This window comes from Pseudoalteromonas sp. APM04 (assembly GCF_022809815.1).
Taxonomy (GTDB): Bacteria; Pseudomonadota; Gammaproteobacteria; order Enterobacterales; family Alteromonadaceae; genus Pseudoalteromonas; species Pseudoalteromonas marina.
In genome coordinates this window covers 303,558-328,722 of record NZ_CP094442.1, presented here as the reverse complement: position 1 = coordinate 328,722, position 25,165 = coordinate 303,558, and the positions used below count along the sequence as shown (strand labels likewise).

Genomic DNA, 25,165 nt, shown 5'->3' with positions numbered 1-25,165 from the left:
ACCAAGCCAGTGACTTAACTAATTAACAATCATCTGTGTGGACACTACGAACAAATAAGTTCTAAATCGTATAAGGAGGTGTTCCAGCCCCAGGTTCCCCTAGGGCTACCTTGTTACGACTTCACCCCAGTCATGAATCACTCCGTGGTAAACGTCCTCCCGAGGGTTAGACTATCTACTTCTGGAGCAACCCACTCCCATGGTGTGACGGGCGGTGTGTACAAGGCCCGGGAACGTATTCACCGCGTCATTCTGATACGCGATTACTAGCGATTCCGACTTCATGGAGTCGAGTTGCAGACTCCAATCCGGACTACGACACACTTTAAGTGATTCGCTTACCTTCGCAGGTTCGCAGCACTCTGTATGCGCCATTGTAGCACGTGTGTAGCCCTACACGTAAGGGCCATGATGACTTGACGTCGTCCCCACCTTCCTCCGGTTTATCACCGGCAGTCTCCTTAGAGTTCTCAGCATTACCTGCTAGCAACTAAGGATAGGGGTTGCGCTCGTTGCGGGACTTAACCCAACATCTCACAACACGAGCTGACGACAGCCATGCAGCACCTGTATCAGAGTTCCCGAAGGCACCAATCTATCTCTAGAAAGTTCTCTGTATGTCAAGTGTAGGTAAGGTTCTTCGCGTTGCATCGAATTAAACCACATGCTCCACCGCTTGTGCGGGCCCCCGTCAATTCATTTGAGTTTTAACCTTGCGGCCGTACTCCCCAGGCGGTCTACTTAATGCGTTAGCTTTGAAAAACAGAACCGAGGTTCCGAGCTTCTAGTAGACATCGTTTACGGCGTGGACTACCGGGGTATCTAATCCCGTTTGCTCCCCACGCTTTCGTACATGAGCGTCAGTGTTGACCCAGGTGGCTGCCTTCGCCATCGGTATTCCTTCAGATCTCTACGCATTTCACCGCTACACCTGAAATTCTACCACCCTCTATCACACTCTAGTTTGCCAGTTCGAAATGCAGTTCCCAGGTTGAGCCCGGGGCTTTCACATCTCGCTTAACAAACCGCCTGCGTACGCTTTACGCCCAGTAATTCCGATTAACGCTCGCACCCTCCGTATTACCGCGGCTGCTGGCACGGAGTTAGCCGGTGCTTCTTCTGTCAGTAACGTCACAGATATGAGGTATTAACTCACACCCTTTCCTCCTGACTGAAAGTGCTTTACAACCCGAAGGCCTTCTTCACACACGCGGCATGGCTGCATCAGGCTTTCGCCCATTGTGCAATATTCCCCACTGCTGCCTCCCGTAGGAGTCTGGACCGTGTCTCAGTTCCAGTGTGGCTGATCATCCTCTCAAACCAGCTAGGGATCGTTGCCTTGGTGAGCCATTACCTCACCAACTAGCTAATCCCACTTGGGCCAATCTAAAGGCGAGAGCCGAAGCCCCCTTTGGTCCGTAGACATTATGCGGTATTAGCAGTCGTTTCCAACTGTTGTCCCCCACCTCAAGGCATGTTCCCAAGCATTACTCACCCGTCCGCCGCTCGTCAGCAAAGTAGCAAGCTACTTTCTGTTACCGCTCGACTTGCATGTGTTAGGCCTGCCGCCAGCGTTCAATCTGAGCCATGATCAAACTCTTCAATTAAAAAGTTTTGTGTCTTTCGACAGCTCAATGAATTCTGAATTTATTTAATATCTTTCGATATTGAATTGACTGTGCTGCAATTCTTTTCTTAAGTAAAACCTAAGTAAGTTATTGCTGTTGGTCACTCAGTTTCAATTGAGACTCTAATTTGTTTGCCTCACTACCTAAGTAGCTTGGCTGTTAGAACTCAATCTGTACGAGTGCCCACACAGATGATTGCTTTATATTGTTAAAGAACGTTTGAGTTGCCTTAGCGACTCAAGGGAAGCGAATCTTACGCTTTCCTGTGTTTTTGTCAACACTTAATTTTAAATTTTATAAAAATCTAAACTCAAGTTTTACTCGACTCACTAAGTGGTTTGCTTGCCTCGCTAAGCGTTGCCTGCTCTGCCGTCTCAGTGGGGTCGCATTATAGGGATATTCGAATGATGGTCAACGTTTATTTCACGCTTATTCAAAAGAATTTGGTTTTAGTACAAAATACATACAAACCGCGGTTTGAGGGGGTATAATTTGCATATAAAAAGACCTTTCAATCAGTTTATACAAAGGATGAGGTTATTTACTTTGAACTAATTTCACTTTTACGAAAATAATAACTTTGAGCTTCCTCATAAATATTCATCTTAAGCACTCACACAAACTGCCTTTATATATAACTGTATGAGTGAAATTGTTAGGTACTATTACTAACCATTAATACGTATATATTTATCAGCTAACTCATCAATAGTTTCTCGGCAATTTGGATCTGGTTTAATGCAATCTATTGGACATACACTTATACAGGTTGGCTTTTCATAATGCCCTATACACTCGGTGCACCTTTCAGAATCTATCTGATAAATTTTAGCGCCCATATAAATTGCTTCATTTGGGCACTCTGGGTCGCACATATCACAGTTAATGCATTTATTATTTATTAGTAGTGCCACTATTACCTCCTTCGTTGACCTTGAATAAAGTGCGAATACTGAATCGCACTTGTTTTATATAGTTTATAAGTTACTTAACGCTTTTCATCTCTAAAAAAATACACCGAGCACCCATTAACTTTTTATTGCAAACCGCTAAGAAAACATTAATCTTAATGTCATTAATTAAGTTTTGGAGTTAAAAACAATGGCTGATTATGTATGGATATTCCCCGCAGTTGTACTTACTATCATTTTGGTTAAACTGGTTATAACTCATATAAACACTAAGAAAGAAGAGTCTTGATTTAACAGACTGCATGTAAATTAGTTCATTTCTTTAATAAGTAGCTTGTATTATGAATAAACTTTTTCGTTTTATTTAAGCAATAAAGTTCACAGTGATATACAGATACCTTCATTACTAAGTTTAATCGTTAAGTTACTACTGTATGCTTATGGGGGTTACGTGTATCTTGGTGCTCGTCTAAATTACGCATCAATATAGCGTGCTCTAAATTAATACCTTCATCTAACTGAACTTTTACAATATGCCCCGAGCCTTTGGCATCGCTAATACTTTCGCCCTTTTTGTTTTGCATGTATTCAAGCTCAAACGTAATGTTTCCTTGCGGTGTCATCAGCTCTAAAGAATGCCCAACACAAAATTTATTTTTAACGTCTATTTCAACTAGTCCATTTTCGCAGCGCCCTAGTACTTCACCCACAAATTGCTGCTTAGTAGACACCGAATGACCGTATTCGTAGTTTTGATATTCTTGGTGAGCATGGCGTTTTAAAAAGCCTTCGGTATAGCCTCTATGTGCTAAGTTCTCAAGCGTCTTAAATAAGTTTGTATCGAATGGTTTACCCGCAACCGCATCATCTATTGCTTTACGATACACTTGCGCGGTGCGCGCAACGTAATAAAATGATTTAGTACGCCCTTCTATTTTTAAACTATGTACGCCCATTTTTGTAAGCTGTTCAACATACTGCACAGCACGCAAATCTTTTGAGTTCATAATATAAGTGCCATGCTCATCCTCAAATGCAGGCATATACTCACCTGGGCGACCTTGCTCTTCAAGCATAAATACATCGTTACTTGGCACGCCTTCGCCAAGAGTAGGAATTACCTGTTTCGGATCAAACTTATGTACCATTTCGCCGGTTTCGTTCTCAGTACCGGGTTTAACATCGTATTCCCAACGGCATGCATTCGTACATGTACCTTGATTTGGATCGCGCTTATTTATATAACCCGAGAGTAAACATCGTCCAGAATAAGCCATACATAATGCACCATGCACGAATACTTCTAGCTCGGTGTCTGGACACTGTGTACGTATTTCCTTTATTTCTTCAAGCGATAGCTCGCGAGATAAAATAACACGCTCAATACCTTGTTTTGCCCAAAACCGCACACTAGCGTAATTAACGGCATTTGCTTGCACCGATAGGTGAATAGGCATGGCTGGCCATTTTTCACGAACAAGCATAATTAAACCCGGATCGGACATAATCAGTGCATCGGGCCCCATTGCTATTACTGGCTCAATATCACGTAAATACGATTTAACCTTAGCGTTATGCGGTGCAATATTTGATACCACATAAAACTTTTTATTTAATGCGTGAGCTTCATTAATACCTACTTGTAAGGTCTCTAAGTCAAACTCATTATTACGCACACGCAAACTGTAGCGAGGCTGGCCGGCGTAAACAGCATCGGCTCCATATGCAAAGGCGTAACGCATATTTTTTAAACTGCCTGCAGGGCACAATAGTTCAGGTATAAAAGGGCTTGAAGAAACAGGTGACATTTGCGCTCCCTACAACAAAGGGCATTAAGCCAATTGTGTGCGTCATAAATTTAAATATAAAATCAAAGCGCGGCAGTATAAATAGCACTAAAAATTTCCCCTTGATCAAGATCATAAAATTGTAATTGAACTGGTTTTTAATAAAATTAGGATTTTTCAGCTAAAGCGCGTATAATTCGCGCCCGTTAATATTCACACTTTTACTTATAAATTATTGGAGCATAAAGATGGCTTTAGAGCGTACTTTCTCAATCGTAAAACCTGATGCAGTAGCTAAAAACCACATCGGCGCTATCTACAACCGTTTCGAAACTGCTGGCCTTAAAATCGTTGCAGCTAAAATGGTTCACCTTTCACAAGAGAAAGCTGAAGGCTTCTACGCTGAGCACAGCGAACGTCCTTTCTTTGGCGCTTTAGTTTCTTTCATGACTTCTGGCCCAGTAATGGTTACCGTTCTTGAAGGCGAAAACGCTGTTCTTAAAAACCGTGAAATCATGGGTGCTACTAACCCTGCTGAAGCACTAGCTGGTACTTTACGTGCAGACTACGCTGACAGCATCGACGAAAATGCTGTTCACGGTTCTGACGCTGTTGAATCTGCTGCTCGCGAAATCGCATACTTCTTCGCTGACGAAGAGCTTTGCCCACGTACTCGTTAATTTGAGTTTCACAGTTAACCCTGTGATGCAAAGTATGAAAAGGGCTTTCGAGCCCTTTTTTAGTCATTAATTAAAGTATTACACTGGCATATTTGATGTTTTACTTAATGATTAAAGTGAGTGAATTGTGTACAATTCGCCCTTGTAAATTTTATCACCACCGTTACTGATTAAGGTTGTTTCATGACCACTGCGCAAAAAAAGATTAACTTATTAGATTTAAACCGAGATGCAATGCGTGAGCTATTTGTATCGTTCGGTGAAAAGCCGTTTCGTGGCGATCAGGTGATGAAATGGATTTATCATTTTGGCGTAGATAACTTCGACGAAATGAGCAATGTAAATAAAAAGCTTAAAGAAAAGCTTAAAGCTGAATGCGAAATTGTAGCCCCTGAGATATCAGTTCGCCAACAAGCGAGCGACGGTACAATCAAATACGCATTAGTCCTTGAAGGCGGCCAAGAAGTTGAAGCCGTGTGGATACCAGAGAAAGAACGTGCAACGTTATGTGTATCTTCGCAAGTTGGCTGTGCTTTAGAATGTACGTTTTGCTCTACCGCACAACAAGGCTTTAACCGTAACTTAAAAGTTTCAGAAATTATTGGCCAAGTATGGCGTGTAGCTAAAGATATTGGCCTTGATGGCAACAGCGAAAAGCGCCCGGTTACTAACGTAGTAATGATGGGTATGGGCGAGCCATTACTTAACGTTAAAAACGTAGTACCTGCTATGGAATTAATGATGGACGACTGGGGCTTTGGTTTATCTAAGCGCCGCGTAACATTAAGTACATCGGGCGTGGTACCGGCACTTGATTTATTAAAAGAGAAGATTGACGTAGCACTTGCTATTTCACTTCACGCGCCAGATAACGCACTGCGTGATATTTTAGTGCCTATTAATAAAAAGTACCCTATTGAAGAGTTTTTAGCGGCATGTCGTCGTTACATTGATGGCTCTAAAGCCAATAAAGACGTAACAATTGAATACGTAATGCTTAACGGCGTAAACGACAGCACTGATCAAGCTCACGAATTAGTTAAAACGTTAAAAGGCACGCCTTCTAAGGTAAACCTTATTCCGTTTAATCCATTTCCGGGTAACGAATACACACGCTCGAGCAATAGCCGAATAGACCGCTTTTCTAAGGTTTTACAAGCTGCTGGCATTACCTGTATTGTGCGTCGTACTCGCGGGGATGATATTGATGCAGCGTGTGGGCAATTAGCCGGCGATGTAGTTGACCGCACTAAACGTATGGCGAAAAAGAAAATGCGTGACGATAACAAAATCTCAGTTAACATCCAGCAAGCCTAAATTTAGTTAAATTACTAAAAGCCCTCCTGTTAAATCGTTTATTATTAAATAATTGATGCAACATGAGGGCTTTTAGGTAATATAGGCAATATGGACAAAAATAAAGAGATAAGGTAATGCGATCTATACTTGCTATAACACTATCGGCACTGGCTTTAAGTGGCTGTGTTACCGAAAGTAGTTATAACGGCAGTAATAAGCCCGTTGTCAAAAATAAAATCAATAACGCCGGGGCAGCACGCACTCGAATAGCTTTAGCCTTACAGTACCTAAAAACAGGTAATAATTCACAAGCAAAATACAACCTAGAACGCGCTGCTGAATTCGCTCCCAACTTACCTGAAGTTCATTACTCTATGGCCTATTACTACCAGCAAGTAGGTGAAAACCCATTAGCCGACAGAGCCTATCAAAAAGCATTAGATATAAAGCCTGATGATCCTAATACACTCAACAACTACGGTGTATTTTTATGTGGTATTGATGAATACGACCGCGCCACTGATCAATTTTTAAAAGCCATTGAAATTCCAACGTATATTCGTGTTGCCGAGAGCTACGAAAATCTAGCATTGTGCGCCATTGAATTTGATGATTTTGAAAACGCAGAAACTTACTTTAAGCAAGCGCTTAATCACAGCTCTCAACGAACCTCTACTCTTATAAGCTTAGCGGCTCTGTTTTATGCAAAAAGTGACTTATACAAAGCGAACGACATTCTTAAAAAACATGACGACACAGGCCGAGTATCTTCGCGTGCTTTAATGCTTAGCTATTTAGTTAAAAATCGCATGGGTCGAATAGAAGAAGCCGAGAAAGTAGCAAGCACACTTTTACAAACCTATTCTACTAGTAAAGAAGCATACGCAATTAGAGAGCAACGCACACGATTTAACGAATTTGAAATGCTGCGCGAGAAATATCGTAAGGCAAAACTCAACGAGTTAAAAGCTGATGCAGACGGCACATATATAAGTGCAAAACCAAAAATAAAAATAGTAAGAAAAAAGGCACCTAATCAAGACAGCACAACAAGCCTGGTTATTAAGCAACCGGCGCAAATAAGTCCAGCAAAGCCTGAACAAAACACGCAAGATGCGAATCCGGTCATAGCCAGAAATGATATGAACACAAGCGCAGAAACAGCTGTTAATGAAGTTGAAACAACACCAGAAGTCACTCCAAAAAAAGTTACACCTAAAGCACCTGTAACAACAATTGTAAAACAGCCAGTACAAGCTGAAACACAACAAATTAAATCCTCTGGGCCATCAACAGATACGTCTGCGGTATTACTTGCGTTAACAACTCAACCAAATACAACAAATATGCCTGAGTCAGTTATTGAAGAGCCTGCTACTAAGTCAAGCACAGCAGCTTCAACAGTTACAGCTAAAGTCGTACCAGCAGCACCAAAAGAAGAAGTGAAAATTATTTCTTTTGGGGCGCCTAAAACGGCTAACTTTAATTCACCTCAAACAAATCAGCCAGCAGTCACGACGAACACGACAGCTGCCAGTAACGACTCAAATGTTGTTTTTTACGAAGCCACTAAAAATGAAGATATTTTTGAAACGAGTCGTTACCAAAACGGTAGTGACGTTACATTTACAAACTTATCATCAAATAAGCAAACAGCGTTACCTATGTTAAATCCTAAAGTCGCTACATTACGAGTGCCTTTTCATATCATTGAGTTTGGTGAAAACCTATTTAGCATTTCGGTGCGATACAATGTTAAACTACAAAAACTCCTGCAATGGAATGGATTAAAAGAGTCGGATCGGGTAATGAATGGCAGTAAAATTTACTTAAACGATCCTAATATTTATTACGAAATTAAATCTGGCGACTCCCTTTACGATATTGCTACCCAGAAGCAAGTATTAATTGATGAATTAATGCGATGGAATAAATTAAGTCCTGATATAGAGCTAAAACCAGGACATAGACTTTTACTAGTGGATCCAGACTCATACCTATTATGAATGAAGAAAATACGCAAAGCGAACAGCCTACAGTAGGCCAAATTTTAAAAGCACACAGAGAGCAAGCCAAGGTAAGCATTGAAACCATCGCTAAACCACTAAAGCTATCTGAGTTTCAAATTAAGCACCTTGAAAATGACGACTTTCAAGCGTTAGGACCTATTACTTTTGTTAAAGGCTACATAAAGAACTATTGCCGTGAATTAAAAGTAGATAGCGCACCTATATTAGCCATGTTGCCAGCACCACCTGAACCAGCAAAACCAGCTAACATGCAAAGCTTTTCTCGTCGTACAGAAAAAGAAGCAAGCGATAGCCGTTTAATGTTGGTAACTTACATTATTATAGCCATTGTTATTGGCTCGTCTGCTTTATGGTTTTGGCAAAACGCCACCCCAATTGAAGAACAAACCACAAATATAAATATTGGCAACACCATAATGAGTGAACGCCAAGCCATTCAATCAACTAATATTGAACAGCAGAAAACAGCAAACGATGTTGATGAGTTACGCCAAGAGTCTATTGAGCAAAGTACAGATTTAACAAATAACGAAATAACACAAGCAGTTAACGAACAAACTTCAGAGTCAGATACCGATAAAGCCGACATCAGCACAATAGAAATGCTATTTAATGACGAAAGCTGGGTCGAAATTCACGACGGCGAAGGCGAAAAAATAGCCTTTGGCGTTAAAAAAGCAGGTTACAGAATGACTGTTTCTGGTACACCTCCTTTTGCTGTTGTGCTTGGTAAGCACAATGTAGTTAACATTACCTTAAACGGTGAGCCAATAGATATTTCGGCTTTTCCTAAGAACCGTTTAGCCAAATTTACATTACCATTAGCAGAGTAGTCGCTATGTTTTCAGAATCACCAATTAAACGCAGAAAATCCACCCGTATTAATGTAGGCAATGTGCCTATTGGCGACGGCGCTCCAATTGCCGTGCAGTCGATGACTAATACCGACACCATGGACGTTGATGCAACCGTTGCACAAATTCAAGCCATACAAGATGCTGGCGCCGACATAGTACGAGTATCGGTACCGACTATGGACGCAGCTGAAGCGTTTAAAAGTATAAAAGAGCAAGTAAGTATTCCGCTTGTTGCCGACATTCATTTTGATTACCGCATAGCCCTAAAAGTGGCAAAGTATGGCGTAGATTGCTTACGTATAAACCCTGGTAATATCGGAAGCGAAGAGCGCATTAGAGCTGTTGTTGATTCAGCTCGCGAGCACAACATCCCTATTCGTATTGGCGTTAATGGCGGCTCACTTGAGCGCGATTTACAGGAAAAATATGGTGAACCAACACCTGAGGCGTTATTAGAATCAGCAATGCGCCATGTAGATATATTGCGTCGCCTTGATTTTGATCAATTTAAAATATCGGTAAAAGCATCAGACGTGTTTTTAGCGGTAGGCGCATACCGCTTGCTTGCAAAAGAAATAGACCAGCCTTTGCATTTGGGTATCACTGAAGCTGGCGGCATGCGTTCAGGTTCGGTTAAATCGGCTGTTGGCTTAGGCATGTTACTAGCTGAAGGCATTGGCGATACATTACGTGTATCACTCGCTGCCGACCCGGTACAAGAAATAAAAGTAGGCTTTGATATATTAAAATCACTGCGTATTCGCTCTCGTGGTATTAATTTTATTGCCTGCCCTAGCTGCTCACGTCAAGAATTTGATGTAGTAAGCACTATGAACCAACTAGAAGAACGCCTTGAAGATATAATCGAACCGGTTTCTGTATCGGTTATTGGTTGTGTAGTAAATGGCCCTGGTGAAGCACTTGTCAGTGATATTGGCCTTGCCGGTGCAAATCGCCGTTCTGGTTTGTATATTAATGGTGAACGTCAAAAAGCCCGTATCGACAATAACAATATTGTTGAGCAACTAGAGGGCTACGTTCGCGATTTCATAGATAAAAAACAAAGCCAAACCCCTATCGATGTAAAAATAGTCGAATAAATAACGTATAAACCGCCAAGCACTCGTGCTTGGCGTTGACCTGTATAATAATAGATTGACCTAAGCATTCTTAAGATACAGAGTTCAACGCTTCATTTGGACTTTATATCAAAGAAATACTTTTAATAATGGTAGTTTCTTTTAATTCCACGACGCTCGCATCTTGGGGTCGTTTGGGTATATAATATCGGGTCAATTTTTAGCATTCTCGTTGTGTAAGCATTTTTTTATTACACATAAACAGTAATTAGGATTTATCAGTGGCAAAACAAATTCAGGCAGTTCGCGGTATGAACGATTGTCTGCCGGGCGATACACAAATTTGGCAGAAAGTAGAAAACATTTTACGCGAGACTGTAGCATCGTTCGGTTATCAAGAAATTCGTTTTCCTATTGTAGAATCAACCGATCTATTTAAACGCTCTATTGGTGAAGTAACCGATATAGTAGAAAAAGAAATGTACACTTTTGCAGATCGCAACGGCGATTTACTGACTCTTCGCCCTGAAGGCACTGCAGTTTGTGTACGCGCTGGTAACGAAAACGGCTTATTGTATAACCAAGAGCAACGTCTTTGGTATATGGGCCCTATGTTTCGTCACGAACGTCCGCAAAAAGGACGTTATCGTCAATTTCACCAATTTGGTTTAGAAACCTTTGGTATTGCCACAGCCGATATAGATGCTGAAGTTATTTTATTAACAGCACAGCTGTGGGAAGCATTTGGCATTACCGAGCATGTACGATTAGAGCTTAATTCATTGGGGTCTAATGAAGCTCGCGCACAATACCGCGATGCGCTTGTTGCTTACCTTGAACAACATACTGACGTACTTGATGAAGACTCAAAACGCCGAATGTATTCAAACCCATTACGTGTGCTTGATAGCAAAAATCCTGACGTACAGGCAATATTAGTTGATGCGCCTAAACTGTCAGAACATTTAGATGCTGAATCAAAAGAACATTTTGAAAATTTATGTGAACGTTTAGACGCTGCTGGCGTCTCATACACGGTTAACGAAAAATTGGTACGCGGTTTAGACTATTACAACCGCACAGTATTTGAATGGGTAACCGACAGTCTTGGCGCGCAAGGCACTGTGTGTGCTGGCGGACGCTACGATGGCTTAGTTGAGCAACTTGGTGGAAAGGCAACCCCTGCAGTTGGCTTTGCAATGGGCCTAGAGCGCTTAGTATTGCTACTACAAGCACTTGAATGTGTTGGTGACATACGTCGTAATGCTGATGTATATTTAGCGGCAATGGGCGATAAAGCAAGTATTCAAGCCCCAATTATCGCGTCAGAACTACGCCGTGATGTGGCTGGCCTTCGTGTGATGGTTCACGCGGGTGGCGGAAACTTTAAAAAACAATTAAAACGTGCCGATAAAAGCGATGCACTTGTTGCCGTAATTATTGGTGAAGATGAATTAGAGCAAGGCGTTGTGACCATAAAGTATTTACGCGAGCGTAAAGAACAAGTCACATTAAAATTAGAACAAGCTAAAGCGCTACTAGCTGAGCTTATAATCGGCTAAGCAGATATTAGAGGTAATCATGGATATACATTCAACAGAAGAAGAACAAGCAGAAGCAATTAAACGCTTTTTCCGTGAAAACGGTCTTTCACTGGCACTTGGTGTAATTGTTGGCTTAGGTGGCTTATATGGTTGGAAAGCTTATAACCAAAACCAAATTACAACCGCTGAGCAAGCGTCAGATTCTTACACTAAATTAGTTGAAGGTGACGATGTTTTATCGTCAGCTGATGCTTTTATCAGTGAAAATAAAGACACAAACTATGCTGCACTTGCGGCGTTTGTTGCCGCTAAAGATGCGGTAGAAGCACAAAAATTAGATGTCGCTAGTGAAAAGCTAAGCTGGATTGTATCAAACGTTGATAATGCAGAATTAAAAGCAATTGCGATTACACGTTTAGCGCGTATTCAAATTGCACAAACTAATTTTGACGATGCTTTAAGCACACTCAATGCACCATTACCTGAAGCATTTAATGCAAACGTTGCAGAGCTTAAAGGCGATATTTATGCTCAGCAAGGTAATAAAGAACAAGCACGTACTGCTTACCAAGCCGCGGTAGATGCCGGTGGGTTAACAGGCAACCCTCTATTACAAGTTAAGTTAGATGACCTAGCAGTAACTAGCCCAGCGGCATAAGGTTTTAGGTATGAAAAAATTAACGACCGCAACCCTTGCCCTATGTATGGCAACGCTAATGGGTTGTTCATCAAGTGATGAAGAAGACGAACTAGTCCTTCCTGAAATCGTCAATCAGTTTGAAACTGATGTGGTTTGGCAAGAGTCGGTAGGTAACGGCGTAGAGCATTATTTTTCTCGCTTAACACCTGCTGTTTACAAAGACACTGTTTATGTTGCTAACCGCGAAGGTCAAGTAGAAGCGTTATCGCTTACTAACGGCGATGTACAGTGGGACACCGACGTACGCCAAGACACCTCATTTTGGCCTTGGAGCGACGACGGTTCAGCAAAATTATCAGGCGGTATATTACAAGCTTATGGTAAACTGTATATCGGTTCTGAACATGGCTTTGTTGTAGCACTCGATCGCGAAACCGGCGAAGAGGTATGGCGTAAAAACGTACCAGGTGAATCACTTTCAAAAGCAGCAGCAGGCGATGGCTTAATATTTGTAAACTTAGGTTCGGGTAAATTACTAGCACTTCACCCAGATACTGGTGAAGAGCGTTGGAGCTTTGAACAAGAAGTACCAGCACTTACATTACGCGGACAAAGTGCACCTACTGTTGCAAACGGTGGTGTTTTAGTTGGCCTTGAAACAGGTAAATTAAGCGTATTAATTTCAGAAAGTGGTTACTCAGCTTGGAGCGCAGAAATTGCAGCTGCAAAAGGTGCTTCAGAATTTGAACGCCTAGTTGATGTAGATACGCAGCCGCTTATTAGCGGCCCATACGCTTATGCAATTGCATACAACGGCAACTTAGCAGCAGTTGATATTCGCTCTGGTAATGTTGTTTGGAAACGTGAATACAGCAGCTACCGCGAAATTTCGATGGATGCGCAAAGTATTTATGTAGTAGACAGCAACGGCGTTGTTTATGCATTAGATAAAAATTCAGGTATTGAACGTTGGAGCCAACCCGCACTTCGTGGTTGGTACTTAACAGGTCCTGCTGTTACAGGTAACTATTTAGCCTTAGGCGACCAAGAAGGTAACCTACACTGGCTAAACAAGGAAACTGGCGAGTTAGTAGCGCGTGAAGACTTTGACAGCTCAGGCTTCTTTGTTGAACCTGTTGTTGCCGACGACAAACTGATATTATACACCCGTGACGGTGAAGTAAGTGCGGTAACAATACCAAACTAACTAGCTAACACTTAAAGGTTTTTTGTAAGGCTTCGCTCTGCGAAGCCTTTTGTTGTTTTTTAAAGAGGTAGTTTATGCTTCCCGTGATCGCTCTAGTTGGGCGACCCAATGTGGGCAAATCCACATTATTTAACCGTTTAACACGTACTCGTGATGCACTCGTAGCCGATTTTCCAGGTTTAACACGAGATAGAAAATATGGCCAAGCTAATTACGATGGCTATGAATTTATCGTGGTGGACACGGGCGGTATTGATGGCACAGAAGAAGGCATCGAGATCGAAATGGCTGACCAATCGCTACTTGCAATTGAAGAAGCCGACATCGTACTGTTTTTAGTAGACGCACGCGTAGGTATGACCGTTGCCGACCAAGCTATTGCCAATCATCTTCGCAAGCAAGACAAAAAATGTTTTGTTGTTGCCAATAAAACCGATGGCATTGACGCTGATTCAAACTGTGCTGAATTTTACCAGCTATCACTGGGTGAAATTCATCACATAGCAGCAGCGCATGGTCGTGGTATTACACTTTTACTTGAGCACACACTTCAACCTGTGATTGCCGAACTAGCAGCACAAGATGAAGACGTAGCCGATGACGATGAAGAGCTAATAGACCTTTACGAAGAAGGTGAAGGCGATGATACCGACCACCAAGCATTTGCAGATAAGCCGGTAAAGCTTGCAATTATTGGTCGTCCTAATGTAGGTAAGTCAACACTTACAAACCGTATACTAGGTGAAGAACGTGTAATTGTGTACGATATGCCAGGTACAACGCGCGACTCTATCTATATCCCTATGACACGTAACGAAAAAGAGTACGTGTTAATCGATACAGCCGGTGTACGTAAGCGTAAAAAAGTAAGCGACGTAGTAGAAAAGTTTTCAGTTATTAAAACACTGCAGGCTATTGAAGATTGTAATGTTGTTTTACTGGTTGTTGATGCGCGCGATGGTATTTCTGATCAAGACTTAAGTTTATTGGGTTTTGCGCTTAACTCAGGTCGTTCATTGGTTATTGCCGTGAACAAATGGGACGGGCTTGATGATTACGTTAAAGATCGTATCAAAACCGAGCTTGACCGTCGTTTAGGCTTTATTGACTTTGCACGATTGCACTTTATATCTGCACTTCATGGTACAGGTGTTGGCCACTTATTTGAATCGGTTGATGAAGCTTACGAGTCAGCAACTAAACGTATAAGTACTGCAATGCTACGCCGTATTATGGACATGGCACAGGCCGATCACCAGCCGCCACTTGTTCGTGGTCGTCGTGTTAAGCTTAAATACGCGCATGCCGGTGGTTATAACCCGCCGCGTATTGTAATTCACGGTAACCAAGTTCACGATTTACCAGATAGCTACAAACGCTACCTTATGAACTACTACCGTAAAGCACTTAAAATTATGGGCACCCCAATCAAAATTGAATTTAGAGAAGGTGATAACCCATTTGCAGGGCGTACTAATAAAGTAACGCTTTCGCAAAAACGTAAAATACGTGCTTTCGCAAAAGAAAACCGTAATAAATAAACGGCATAAGCGTTAATTTATTACAAAAAACGGCGTACTTTTTAGTACGCCGTTTTTGTTTTAATACATTATTAAACGTTACAAGCTAAGTAAAGCTAAGCGCACTAAGTTCTCAACCGTGGTTTCGTGCGCACTTTTATTTTTATTAGTTGGCATAAACCTAGAAGCAGGCGGTTTAATAGTTACAAACCCATGATTGGTGGCCATTTCGTGGGCTAACAACTTTCTCGCTTTGGGTGTTAAATGGTTTTCGTGTATTTTTGCAAGCTCGCCGCTATCAAGCCATATGCCAGCGCAACTTGGGCACTCGTCTATCTCAACCACTTTGAGCGGTGAAAAAAACCGGCGCATCATCACCACTTTTTTGCACTTCGGGCAATTAATTCGTAGCGATACATCGTATTCACTCTCGCTATATTCACTCAAATACTTAAGTAGAACCTGACCATGCTTTAACTCAGGCGAGCTAAACTTAAAAATTTGGCTGTTATCAAAAAACACGGCGCCTTGCGCTGACGTAAAAACAGTAATCCCGCCAACGAGTAAAGGTTCAAGTGGCGTATTACTACGAGGACAATACATTTAAAATTCCTTTTTATTTATGTTCATTTACTCAAGCGCTTTATGAATAAGCCCAACAAGCGGCGCTGGCAATGTAATATTACCTGCAAGTACAAACTCATGCGCGTCATCTGACATTTTTTGCCATGTACGGCGAATAATCCCTATCCATTTTTGCTCATCGTAATCAGGCTTACTATTAGCAAACCCCAACATGTAATGCTCAATAAATACGAGGCTTGCTACGTCTTCTACTAATTGGCTGTCTGGGTTACGTTTAATATTTTTTTTAGCTACCGCATCGTACACTCTGTTTTGCTCAGCTTCGCCGTAACCAGCTTGCTTCATGAGCGCAACAACACTACTTGCATGAAATATATAAAGTGCACTGCGCCATTGATGATAACCCTGCTTGTTCATTTCAAAGTCACTACGCGGCGACTTCCAGCGTTGTATATGCTGCCCACGCACTGCAATTTGCATAAGCTCGCCAGCATCGGGGTTAAAACGGCTAAGCATGTCGCTCATTCGAGTAGCATAAAGGCTTTCTTTGGGCACGCTTTGTCCATTAAATTGCTCACTATTTGGGTCTTGGCTGTTTGCTTCATCAATTAAGGCGATTACTTTATTAAACATGACGGTCATTTTTTATAATAAGTTTTAATCATTCTAAACGCTGATAAAACAATAAACTAGAGCTGCTGTAAGTTATGCAGTGAAATTTGCTCAACCTTAAAATACAATCGATAAATACATATGAGGAAAAGTAAGCGCTTTGCTTAAGTTAACTTGGTACTATATTAAACACAAATTAAAATAAAAAAGCGCGACTAACTCGCCAATAACGGATGACTATGTTTAAAAAACGTATTTTAGCTATTTGCTTAGCAGCCACTTCGCTACCAAGCCTTGCCGACAGCAACAGCGATTTAAAAACCATTATTGATAACCACTGGCAAAATGCCAAAGCTGAAAAAATATTCTTTCGAACCGACCCTGACGGTTGGAAACCAAACGGCACATTACCAAATTGGAGCGAGCAAGCCATTGCTAAGCGCCAAGCGTATAACAACAGCGTACTAAAAAGCTTAGCCAACATTGACCCAAAAACGCTCAATAACGAGCAGCTAATGAACTATCGCTTATTTAAATATGAGCGCGAAACCGAGCAGCAAAGCTACCTTTATCAAGATAAGTATTTTCCGGTTAATTTTTTAAGTGGCTGGCATACTTACTTTGCAGAAGCACCCGCTAACATGGCTTTTTTAACAGCAGATGATTACAACTCATTTTTAATCAGCCTTGCCGACTACCCGCGCTTTAATCAGCAAAATATTGATTTAATGAAAGAAGGTATAAAAACAGGCTTTACTCATTACTGTAAAACCTTTGAAAATTACAGCCAAAACATAAGCGCGCATTTAGTTAAAAACCCCGAAAAAAGCGCCCTTTACGAGCCCTTTACGCGTTTACCTAATACCTTTAGCGCAGCGCAAAAAGCAAGCTTAAAACAAAAAGCACAAGCGGTAATTGAAGAAAAAGTAATTCCTGCCTATCAGCATTTTTATGACTTTTTTAAAAATGATTACATGTCACACTGTAGAGCGAAGCCGGGCATTGCAAGCGTTGAAGGCGGGCTTGATTATTACAAATACACCGTTAATTACTACACCACAACAAGCGCGACGCCTAAACAAATACATGAGCTGGGCCTAAAAGAAGTCGCGCGTATTAAAGCGCAAATGCAAGCCATTATTGATGAAGTAGGCTTTGATGGCACCTATAGTGAGTTTTTAGAATTTTTAGCAACCGATGAGCAATTTTACGCAAAAGACGCGCAAGACCTACTTGAAAAAACTGCTTATATCACGCAAAAAATGTATGGCAAATTGCCCACTTACTTTGGCCACTTACCGCGTAACACCTTTACTATTAAAGGCTCAGCAAGTCGTGGCGCGTTTTATATGCCACCGCCAGATAACCGCTCTCCTGGTACTTATTTTTTAGCCTCAACACCTAAACTGCAGCCTTTATATAATTTAGAAGCACTCAGTCTGCACGAAGCCATACCCGGGCATCATTTACAAAATGCCATTGCTATGGAGTTAAATGTACCCGAATTTAGGCGCACACTTAGCCACTCTGCATTTGGCGAAGGTTGGGCGCTTTATACAGAACGTTTAGGTAAAGAAGCGGGGTTTTATCAAAGCCCTTACAGCGATTTTGGCCGTTTAGGCTACGAAATGTGGCGTGCAGTACGCTTAGTGGTTGATACCGGTATTCATGCATTTGGTTGGAGCCGCCAAAAAGCAATTGACTACTTAGCTAGTCACACCGCGCTGCCGCATAGCGCGGTGGAAGATCAGATAGATCGTTATATTTCATGGCCAGGCCAAGCGCTCTCTTACAAAATGGGCGAAATAAAAATACGAGAGCTTCGCGCAAAAGCCGAAAAAGAACTCGGCCCACAATTCGACATACGCAGCTTTCACGACACCGTTATTGGCCAAGGCTCCCTACCTATGGCAGTACTTGAAGACGTAATAAATGATTGGATAGCAAAACAAAAATCGGCTATTTAACATTAAAGGAGGCGGTATTATTTGCCGCCTTTTTCTAAATGGACTTTATGATGAAAAAACTACTTATTTTTATGTTACTCATTTTATTTAGCAGCCAAGCGAATGCTTTTTGTTTAGACGCATCAAACTACATAGAGGGCGTAAAATATGGCGTTTGTGGGGAGCAAACAGATTCAATTTCTCTTACGCCTTATTTTATTATATGGATGCTTTTAAACGTGTTATTCGGACAGACTCTTAATAAACCAAATATACACGTAGGTTTTAAATATTTACTTTTTCTCTGTGCATTCCCACTCAGCCCGCTAGTGCTTTTAATGAATTTAGCCGGAGTGATGATATCTCGCATTTATAAAAAATATTCAAATACCTCAGTAGATAAATCCCAAGCTAACTATGCTTACACAGAACCTGTTATTGAAAAGCCGAGTGTTAACCAGCTAACAATTGGCGAGTACACTTTTGACAGTCTGCAGCAGTCTTTAATTAAAGAAGATAACCTCTACACATTAGAGCCCAAATGCATGCAGGTACTTAGCTATTTAATAGAGCAAAGACCAAGGATAGTTAGCCTTGAAGAATTACACAATAATGTATGGGAGAATCAAATAGTAACCGACACCGCAGTTAGGCGAGTTATTAGCAAACTACGTGTGGCCCTTAACGATAACGACACAAAAAACCCCAAATATATAAAGTCAGTAATGAAGCGAGGTTATCAGCTTATAGCTGAAGTGAAAACACAACCTATTGAATAGTAATGACTTACAAAAGTTATAACCAAGGTAATACCGTGGTTATAACTTTATAATAACTAGTTAACGGCTTTGTTATCGTCATTTTTTGCCAAACGTTTTAATTTGTTTAGGCGCTGTAGAGCGACCCATAAAATTAAATAACTAAGGAAGAAAATATGAAACATTTACTACCGCTAACACTATTATTAATTACTACATTAGTTACCATCAGCCTCATAGGTAACGCTCAATGTATAGAAATAGGTAACGCATCTATTGCTAGTATTTCATTTGGTACATGTGACTTATCAAGCACTAAAATAACGCTTTCACCACTTGTTACTATTTTTTGGTTAGCAATTAATATGCTTTTTGCAATTATACTGCCTAAGCCATCTATTGCTAAAAAGTATAAAGTTACTTTATTTATTTGTAGTTTACCGCTTAGCGTATTTGTGTATTTAATTGCTTATGTATCTACCAACCTAACTAATACGATCAAACCCGTTAAATAAAACCTAAACAGGTGAGTAAGAAATACTTGCTCACCTCTTCATCACTAAAACTTGTAGCTAACTAAACCCTACCCACTTTTGTTTCGTAGAGTTAATGATTATAAAAACCAGAGCAAAAGTATGAGCAAACGCATTTTATATTGGCTACAAAACGATTTACGCATAAACGACAACCCAATTTTTAGCAAACTTGCACTACAGCAATGCGCACTAGACGTGGTGTTTGTAATTAACCCCAACTGGTTTAAAAACACAAATTATCAGCAAAAGCAGTATGGTGAAAACAAGTACACCTTTTTAATGCAAAGCCTTTATGAGTTACAGCAAGCATTAATTGCGCGTGGCCAAACTCTGCACGTGCTAGAAGGCGAACCAGTTAGTATTTTAAAGCAACGTATTAAAGAGCAACACATTGATGAAGTGGTTTACAGTGAGCAATTTGGTGTGTACGAACAACGCGAAATTAATTTATTAAAAGCTCATTGTCCTGAAGTCCAGTTTACCGGTACCCTGCAGGATACCTTGTATCAGCAAAACGAACTGCCATTTAACTTAACAGATTTACCCAAAAGCTTTACCCCATTTAAAAAGAAGGTTGAAGCTGCCAACATACCAATCACGCTGTCGCACATTACAACCGAGCTATTGCCTAAACCTATTACGCTGTGCGCTAAAAACCCAATTGAGTTACCAAAAGCAATTAACAACTCAATGCATGGTGGCTTAACAAGCGCACAAAAACACTGTGAACAATACTTTGCAGGCGAATTACCTAGCACGTACAAAATAACTCGCAACGCGCTTGACGGCTTTGACAACACCACTAAATTTAGCCCATGGCTTGCTTTTGGGTGTATTAGCGCAAAACAAATATACAATGCGGTTGAGCAATACGAACAAACATATACCGCTAACGATTCAACCTACTGGATTAAGTTTGAACTACTGTGGCGCGAATACTTTAAATGGCACGCGCTAAATGTACAAAGCAGCTTGTTTAGTTTTAAGGGGCAAAAGCAAACTAAGCCACTTACTACGTTTATGCCAAACCGTTTTGCTGCTTGGTGCCAAGGCACAACGCCTTACCCCTTGGTTAATGCCATCATGAAAGAGCTCAATGCCACCGGCTTTATAACAAACCGCTCAAGGCAAATTGTGGCAAGCTGCTTAGTTAACGAGCTGGCACTCGATTGGCGTTACGGCGCAGCTTATTTTGAGCAGCAGCTAATTGATCATGACGTAGCAGCCAATTGGGGCAACTGGCAGTACATAGCGGGAGTAGGCGTTGACCCACGTGGCGGGCGGCACTTCAATATTGAAAAGCAAACACAGCAGTTTGACCCTAAATCCATTTACACCAAAAAATGGGGAGGTAATCAAAGCCCTGATGCACAGCTCGATCACTTAAACGAGGTAGATTGGCCTATTTAAGCCAATCTACTTCCACCTAGTTATATTTAAAACAGCTGAGCAATGCCTACATTAATGGCAAAGCCACCTAAGGTTAAAAACAAAAATAAACAGCCAGCTAATAACAGCGGTTTTATACCGGCTTGGCGAATAGCGCCAATATGTGTACGCAGCCCAAGTGCGACCATGGCAATGGTAAGTAGTATATTGTCAAACCATACAATGGCGTTTGTACCACCTTGAGGGATAACCGATAACGAATGTATCCCGCTTGCCACTATAAACAAAACCGCAAACCAAGGGATTGTAATTCCCGCTATTTGCTCGCCGCCCTGTGCGTTTATGTTTGCATGCTTTTTACTTTGCCAAAATGATAAGCCTACTAAAAATGGCGCAAGCATCATTACGCGTAGCATTTTTTCTATCACGGCGGTGTCGGCTGCATTGGCACTTACCGCAGTCCCTGCTGCTACCACTTGTGCGACTTCATGAATGGTTGAACCAACAAAAATACCATATGCGTGCTCACTCAGCCCCATGTACTCAAACATAATAGGGTAGGCAAACATACTTAACGTGCCAAACACCACAACCGTTGCCACCGCTACCGATACTTTATGTGCCTGAGCTTTTATAACCGGCTCTGTTGCCATTACCGCTGCAGCGCCACAAATAGAGCTACCCGCCCCTATAAGTATGGTTGTTTGTTCATCAAGCTTAAAAACGCGCTTACCTAGCTGTACTGCTAATATAAACGTACCTAACAGCATTACCACATCGGTTAATAGGCCATGCCAGCCTACACCCGCTACTTGCGCAAAAGTAATTCTAAACCCAAATAAAATAACGCCCGCTTTGAGTAATATACTTTTGGCGAAATCAACACCTACATCGGTACGCGTAGCAATGCGCGAAAACACACTGTTGCCCACAATAATACCAAGCACAATCCCAATAGTTAAGGAGCTAAATTGCGCACTTTGCATTATAGGTAACTTACTTAGTGCAACAGATGCCCCCGCTAACACAACCACCAGCAGCATACCTAACCACCAGCGCATATCGCCGTATTGCTTAGTATTAATAACCAAAGGCTGAAAACTATTTTTAATAGCGCTAAGCATAATATTCCCTCACTTAAACCAAGTTGATGTGTTGACTTAATTGTAAGAAAGCTCAAAATATAACTCCAATATATTAAAATAATGATTTGATAACTTAAGGTTATACAATTTAAGGGTGTTCAATGAACTTACATGCACTTAGGGTGTTTTATACAGTCGCTAAATTGGGTAGCTTTTCAGGCGCAGCCGAAGCGCTTTTTATAAGCCAGCCCGCTGTTTCTAAGGCGCTAAAAGAGCTAGAGCATCAGTTAAATATGCAACTTATTGAACGTGCATCTAAGGGTAAAAAGCTCACCTTAAACGAAGGCGGCCAAGCCTTGTATGATCACGCCCGTAGTATTTTTGCTATCGAAAAAGCCGCCATTGACGATATAAAATCGCGCACGGGGCTCAAACGCGGGACATTAGTTATAGGCACCAGCACAACCATTGCCAGCTATTGGCTACCGCCTTATTTAGCCAAATTTTGTGCGCAGTACCCGCATATAAAAGTAGAAGTACAAGTGGCTAATACCGCGCAAATTGAGCACGCATTGCTAGAATGCACTATCGATTTAGCACTGGTTGAAGGCACACCTACCGAGCAGCATATAATAAGTAAGCACTGGCAAAACGATTTAATGAGTGTTGTTATACCGAGTAACTTTAAGCCCACTAAAGACTTAAAAGCATGGTTAAACGAGCAGTTTTGGTTATTACGCGAGCCAGGCTCGGGCACGTTAGAAATGTCGGTAAAGTTATTAGTAGAGCATGGCGTGCAAGCTGAGCGTAGTATGCAATTAGGTAGCAACGAAGCCATAGCAAGGGCCGTTGCGCAAGGTATGGGGGTCGCTTTATTGCCAAATGTAGTCACAGAAGATTTAGTGCAGCTAGGTAAATTAACGCGCCTGAGCCAAAAAAATAACGAGCAACTCTCTCGCCCACTATACCAACTGCATTATAAAGACAGACCGTCCTCGCATGCTGCGCAAGCGTTCGAAAAAAGCCTGTTTAGTGAATAGAAGTTATGCGTGTAAAACTATGATTAGATTGTAAGTCACCTATAAGCGAAAAAACTTTAGCTAAATACAATTTGTTGGCATTTATCAAAAACCACAATTGAGTTTTTTCAGATCGCATTAATGTCATAAGCCACATAACTTTAAGTAAAAGACTAATAATCAATACCACAGTATTATTCATTCACATGTGTGGATAATATAACTAAGGTTAAGACAAATACTTTGATGCTAAACCAATACCAATAATTAAAATAATTAATAAAACCCAATATTTTTTTGAACCATCTAAATTTTCACCGCACACAGGGCACGTTGATGATGTTATTGGTGTACCATCAATATTTGTTGTTTTAACTACTGGTGAGGTAATCCCTGCTTTACACTTTTTACACTTCATAAATATCCGTTTTAATTATAAATAAAATAACTGGTTGATGCTCACATAACACTTACAGACCCTGTGTTAAATCTTCTGCCAATGACCCCGTGGGCTTTTCAATCACACGCACCAACTCTTTACCATTTTGTTTAACAATAAATGTAGGGGTGTATTTTAAATCATGTGCCTCAGCAACACCTGCATCATCTTGCTTGTTGTAACCCACTGCCACATAGTTAACACTTGCCAGTTCAACTTTTGACTGTTCAAGAAGTTTAATGAGTTTAGGTACTTCGCGGTGGCTGTCGTGACACCAAGTACCAAATAAAACAACTAGCTCTTTACCTTTAAGCTTTTGCATTAACGCAATATCTTTAGAGGTAGGGGTAAACGTTGTGTAATATTCGCTAAATTTATCGTAATCGTTTAGTAAAGCCTGCGCGCTTATCTCACCTGAAAATGGCGTAACATCGTCAGCACACGCTGCCAATGGCATGCTTAAGGCGCATAATAAAATTAATTTTTTAATCATAAGGATACTTTATAAAAAAATTTGTTTAACTATACCCAATGTTGAGTGCGGAGTGAATAAGAGTGATTTTAAATGCAACTTTAAATATAAATGCGGTGATACGGTTGCTACTTCTATACTCCCTATTATCCCCCTTCATTATTAATAACTTGTAATTTTTGTACTAAAAAATCCACAGCAGCTTTAACTTTAGGCACTAAATAGCGTTGTTTTTGATACAGTAAATAAACCGCCATTTTTGTATTTTGGGTGATAGCTAACGTATGCTCAAATTTAAGCTCTTTTAACTCACCCGACCCCAAATACGATTCAAGCGCCCATCGGGTCGACATTAAAATACCCTCACCATTACACGCTTTTTTAGCAAGCCAAGGCCCATTATTTGAAATAGCGATAGCAGGTGCAGATACGTCGTGCCACTGCTCGTTTATTTTACACAACCACGGCGTAGGGCCCGATGGCGTTTTATAATAAAGCCCAACATGGTCTTTTAATTCTAAAACATGAGTAGGCTCCCCGTACTCTTTTAAATAACTTGGCGACGCAACAGGTATAAACTCATTATCCATTAGCTTAATTGCTAATACACGCTCGTTAGGTGCATATCCCCCGCGAATAGCTATATCAACATCGTCCCGCCCCAGGGTTGAAAGTTCATCGCTTAAGCTTACATCTAATATAATTTGCGGATACAAAGCACTAAATTCATCAAGCAATGGTATTAAAATTTTGTCGCCAAACCCAACCATGCAACTTATAGATAACCGACCCATAGGCGTTGTTTGGTAGCTTTTAACTGTTTCGTGGCTTTGTGCTAGCTGCCCCAATATTTGCTGCACATCGTTGTAATAAATGCGTCCAACCTCTGTGAGTTTAACAATACGGGTAGAGCGCTTTAAAAGCGTGGCACCTAAGCTTTTTTCTAAATCAGCCACTCGGCGCGATAACGACGAGGGCGGTACACCAAACTCTTTTGCGGCTTTGGTAAAGCTACCTGTATCAACCACCTTAATAAAATACCGTATAGCTTTAAGCTGATCCACATTGCACCTCCATCATACACACCAATTATTGCCTAAAAGACAAAGCTGATTCGCATTTTCTGCTATATATGCATCAAT

At 41.1% G+C, this 25,165-nt stretch carries 22 protein-coding genes and 1 rRNA gene; 14 read left to right on the top strand and 9 right to left on the bottom strand.

What is annotated here, in order from left to right:
• Positions 1–71 precede the first annotated feature (71 nt).
• The 3 genes from MTP24_RS17370 to yegQ all read right to left on the bottom strand — a co-directional run bounded on the left by MTP24_RS17370 (position 72) and on the right by yegQ (position 4,347).
• Positions 72–1,607, bottom strand: a 16S ribosomal RNA gene (locus MTP24_RS17370).
• Positions 1,608–2,296: 689 nt separating this feature from the next.
• Entirely contained in the window at positions 2,297–2,542 is a 246-nt protein-coding gene (locus MTP24_RS17365; RefSeq protein ID WP_006794873.1) for a YfhL family 4Fe-4S dicluster ferredoxin, read from the bottom strand.
• A 416-nt stretch (positions 2,543–2,958) separates the two neighbouring features.
• Complete coding sequence (gene yegQ, locus MTP24_RS17360; RefSeq protein WP_243534496.1) at positions 2,959–4,347, bottom strand: tRNA 5-hydroxyuridine modification protein YegQ; 1,389 nt, start codon at positions 4,345–4,347, stop codon at positions 2,959–2,961.
• A 227-nt stretch (positions 4,348–4,574) separates the two neighbouring features.
• On the opposite strand from yegQ, the gene ndk reads away from it, so the two are divergent.
• The 9 genes from ndk to der all read left to right on the top strand — a co-directional run bounded on the left by ndk (position 4,575) and on the right by der (position 15,203).
• Positions 4,575–5,006, top strand: coding sequence for a nucleoside-diphosphate kinase (gene ndk / locus MTP24_RS17355; RefSeq protein WP_008111339.1), 432 nt, complete (start codon positions 4,575–4,577; stop codon positions 5,004–5,006).
• A gap of 183 nt (positions 5,007–5,189) precedes the next feature.
• Positions 5,190–6,323: a bifunctional tRNA (adenosine(37)-C2)-methyltransferase TrmG/ribosomal RNA large subunit methyltransferase RlmN gene (locus MTP24_RS17350; protein ID WP_006793574.1), complete on the top strand. Its 1,134-nt coding sequence runs from the start codon at positions 5,190–5,192 to the stop codon at positions 6,321–6,323.
• 116 nt (positions 6,324–6,439) lie between these two features.
• Positions 6,440–8,311 carry a type IV pilus biogenesis/stability protein PilW gene (pilW, locus tag MTP24_RS17345; protein ID WP_243534494.1) on the top strand — a complete coding sequence of 624 codons (1,872 nt, stop codon included), beginning with the start codon at positions 6,440–6,442 and terminating at the stop codon, positions 8,309–8,311.
• Positions 8,308–9,168 carry a RodZ domain-containing protein gene (locus MTP24_RS17340; RefSeq protein ID WP_006793572.1) on the top strand — a complete coding sequence of 287 codons (861 nt, stop codon included), beginning with the start codon at positions 8,308–8,310 and terminating at the stop codon, positions 9,166–9,168. The genes pilW and MTP24_RS17340 overlap by 4 nt, the downstream gene beginning before the upstream one ends.
• A gap of 5 nt (positions 9,169–9,173) precedes the next feature.
• A complete protein-coding gene (gene ispG / locus MTP24_RS17335; protein WP_006793571.1) occupies positions 9,174–10,292 on the top strand; it encodes a flavodoxin-dependent (E)-4-hydroxy-3-methylbut-2-enyl-diphosphate synthase in 1,119 nt (372 codons plus the stop codon).
• Between the two features lie 260 nt (positions 10,293–10,552).
• The gene (hisS, locus tag MTP24_RS17330; protein ID WP_243534492.1) at positions 10,553–11,833 is read left to right on the top strand and encodes a histidine--tRNA ligase; all 1,281 of its coding nucleotides are present in this window, start codon (positions 10,553–10,555) and stop codon (positions 11,831–11,833) included.
• Between the two features lie 19 nt (positions 11,834–11,852).
• Positions 11,853–12,473: a tetratricopeptide repeat protein gene (locus MTP24_RS17325; protein ID WP_006793569.1), complete on the top strand. Its 621-nt coding sequence runs from the start codon at positions 11,853–11,855 to the stop codon at positions 12,471–12,473.
• 10 nt (positions 12,474–12,483) lie between these two features.
• The gene (bamB, locus tag MTP24_RS17320) at positions 12,484–13,662 is read left to right on the top strand and encodes an outer membrane protein assembly factor BamB (protein WP_243534490.1); all 1,179 of its coding nucleotides are present in this window, start codon (positions 12,484–12,486) and stop codon (positions 13,660–13,662) included.
• A 74-nt stretch (positions 13,663–13,736) separates the two neighbouring features.
• Entirely contained in the window at positions 13,737–15,203 is a 1,467-nt protein-coding gene (gene der, locus MTP24_RS17315; protein WP_010556037.1) for a ribosome biogenesis GTPase Der, read from the top strand.
• A 78-nt stretch (positions 15,204–15,281) separates the two neighbouring features.
• Here the strand turns inward: der and MTP24_RS17310 are convergent, their stop codons facing one another.
• Together MTP24_RS17310 and MTP24_RS17305 are read right to left on the bottom strand one after the other, a co-directional pair.
• Positions 15,282–15,785 carry a zf-TFIIB domain-containing protein gene (locus MTP24_RS17310; RefSeq protein WP_243534488.1) on the bottom strand — a complete coding sequence of 168 codons (504 nt, stop codon included), beginning with the start codon at positions 15,783–15,785 and terminating at the stop codon, positions 15,282–15,284.
• A gap of 27 nt (positions 15,786–15,812) precedes the next feature.
• Entirely contained in the window at positions 15,813–16,400 is a 588-nt protein-coding gene (locus MTP24_RS17305; protein WP_243534486.1) for a DUF4202 domain-containing protein, read from the bottom strand.
• 218 nt (positions 16,401–16,618) lie between these two features.
• Here MTP24_RS17305 and MTP24_RS17300 point away from each other — a divergent pair, with 218 nt between their 5' ends.
• The 4 genes from MTP24_RS17300 to MTP24_RS17285 all read left to right on the top strand — a co-directional run bounded on the left by MTP24_RS17300 (position 16,619) and on the right by MTP24_RS17285 (position 21,029).
• Positions 16,619–18,346, top strand: a complete 1,728-nt coding sequence (locus MTP24_RS17300) for a DUF885 domain-containing protein (RefSeq protein ID WP_243534484.1) — start codon at positions 16,619–16,621, stop codon at positions 18,344–18,346.
• Between the two features lie 47 nt (positions 18,347–18,393).
• The gene (locus MTP24_RS17295; protein WP_243534482.1) at positions 18,394–19,104 is read left to right on the top strand and encodes a winged helix-turn-helix domain-containing protein; all 711 of its coding nucleotides are present in this window, start codon (positions 18,394–18,396) and stop codon (positions 19,102–19,104) included.
• Positions 19,105–19,259: 155 nt separating this feature from the next.
• Positions 19,260–19,598, top strand: a complete 339-nt coding sequence (locus MTP24_RS17290) for a transcriptional regulator (protein WP_243534481.1) — start codon at positions 19,260–19,262, stop codon at positions 19,596–19,598.
• A gap of 120 nt (positions 19,599–19,718) precedes the next feature.
• Entirely contained in the window at positions 19,719–21,029 is a 1,311-nt protein-coding gene (locus tag MTP24_RS17285; protein WP_243534479.1) for a DASH family cryptochrome, read from the top strand.
• Between the two features lie 26 nt (positions 21,030–21,055).
• Here MTP24_RS17285 and MTP24_RS17280 read toward each other — a convergent pair whose 3' ends face one another.
• Positions 21,056–22,132 carry a YeiH family protein gene (locus MTP24_RS17280; RefSeq protein ID WP_243534477.1) on the bottom strand — a complete coding sequence of 359 codons (1,077 nt, stop codon included), beginning with the start codon at positions 22,130–22,132 and terminating at the stop codon, positions 21,056–21,058.
• Positions 22,133–22,254: 122 nt separating this feature from the next.
• Here MTP24_RS17280 and MTP24_RS17275 point away from each other — a divergent pair, with 122 nt between their 5' ends.
• Entirely contained in the window at positions 22,255–23,133 is an 879-nt protein-coding gene (locus MTP24_RS17275; protein WP_243534475.1) for a LysR substrate-binding domain-containing protein, read from the top strand.
• 208 nt (positions 23,134–23,341) lie between these two features.
• Here MTP24_RS17275 and MTP24_RS17270 read toward each other — a convergent pair whose 3' ends face one another.
• The 3 genes from MTP24_RS17270 to MTP24_RS17260 form a co-directional block, all read right to left on the bottom strand.
• On the bottom strand, positions 23,342–23,530 hold the full coding sequence (locus MTP24_RS17270) for a hypothetical protein (RefSeq protein ID WP_006793558.1): 189 nt from the start codon (positions 23,528–23,530) through the stop codon (positions 23,342–23,344).
• 52 nt (positions 23,531–23,582) lie between these two features.
• Entirely contained in the window at positions 23,583–24,044 is a 462-nt protein-coding gene (locus MTP24_RS17265; RefSeq protein ID WP_243534473.1) for a thioredoxin family protein, read from the bottom strand.
• A gap of 125 nt (positions 24,045–24,169) precedes the next feature.
• Entirely contained in the window at positions 24,170–25,087 is a 918-nt protein-coding gene (locus tag MTP24_RS17260; protein ID WP_243534472.1) for a LysR family transcriptional regulator, read from the bottom strand.
• Positions 25,088–25,165: the final 78 nt, after the last annotated feature.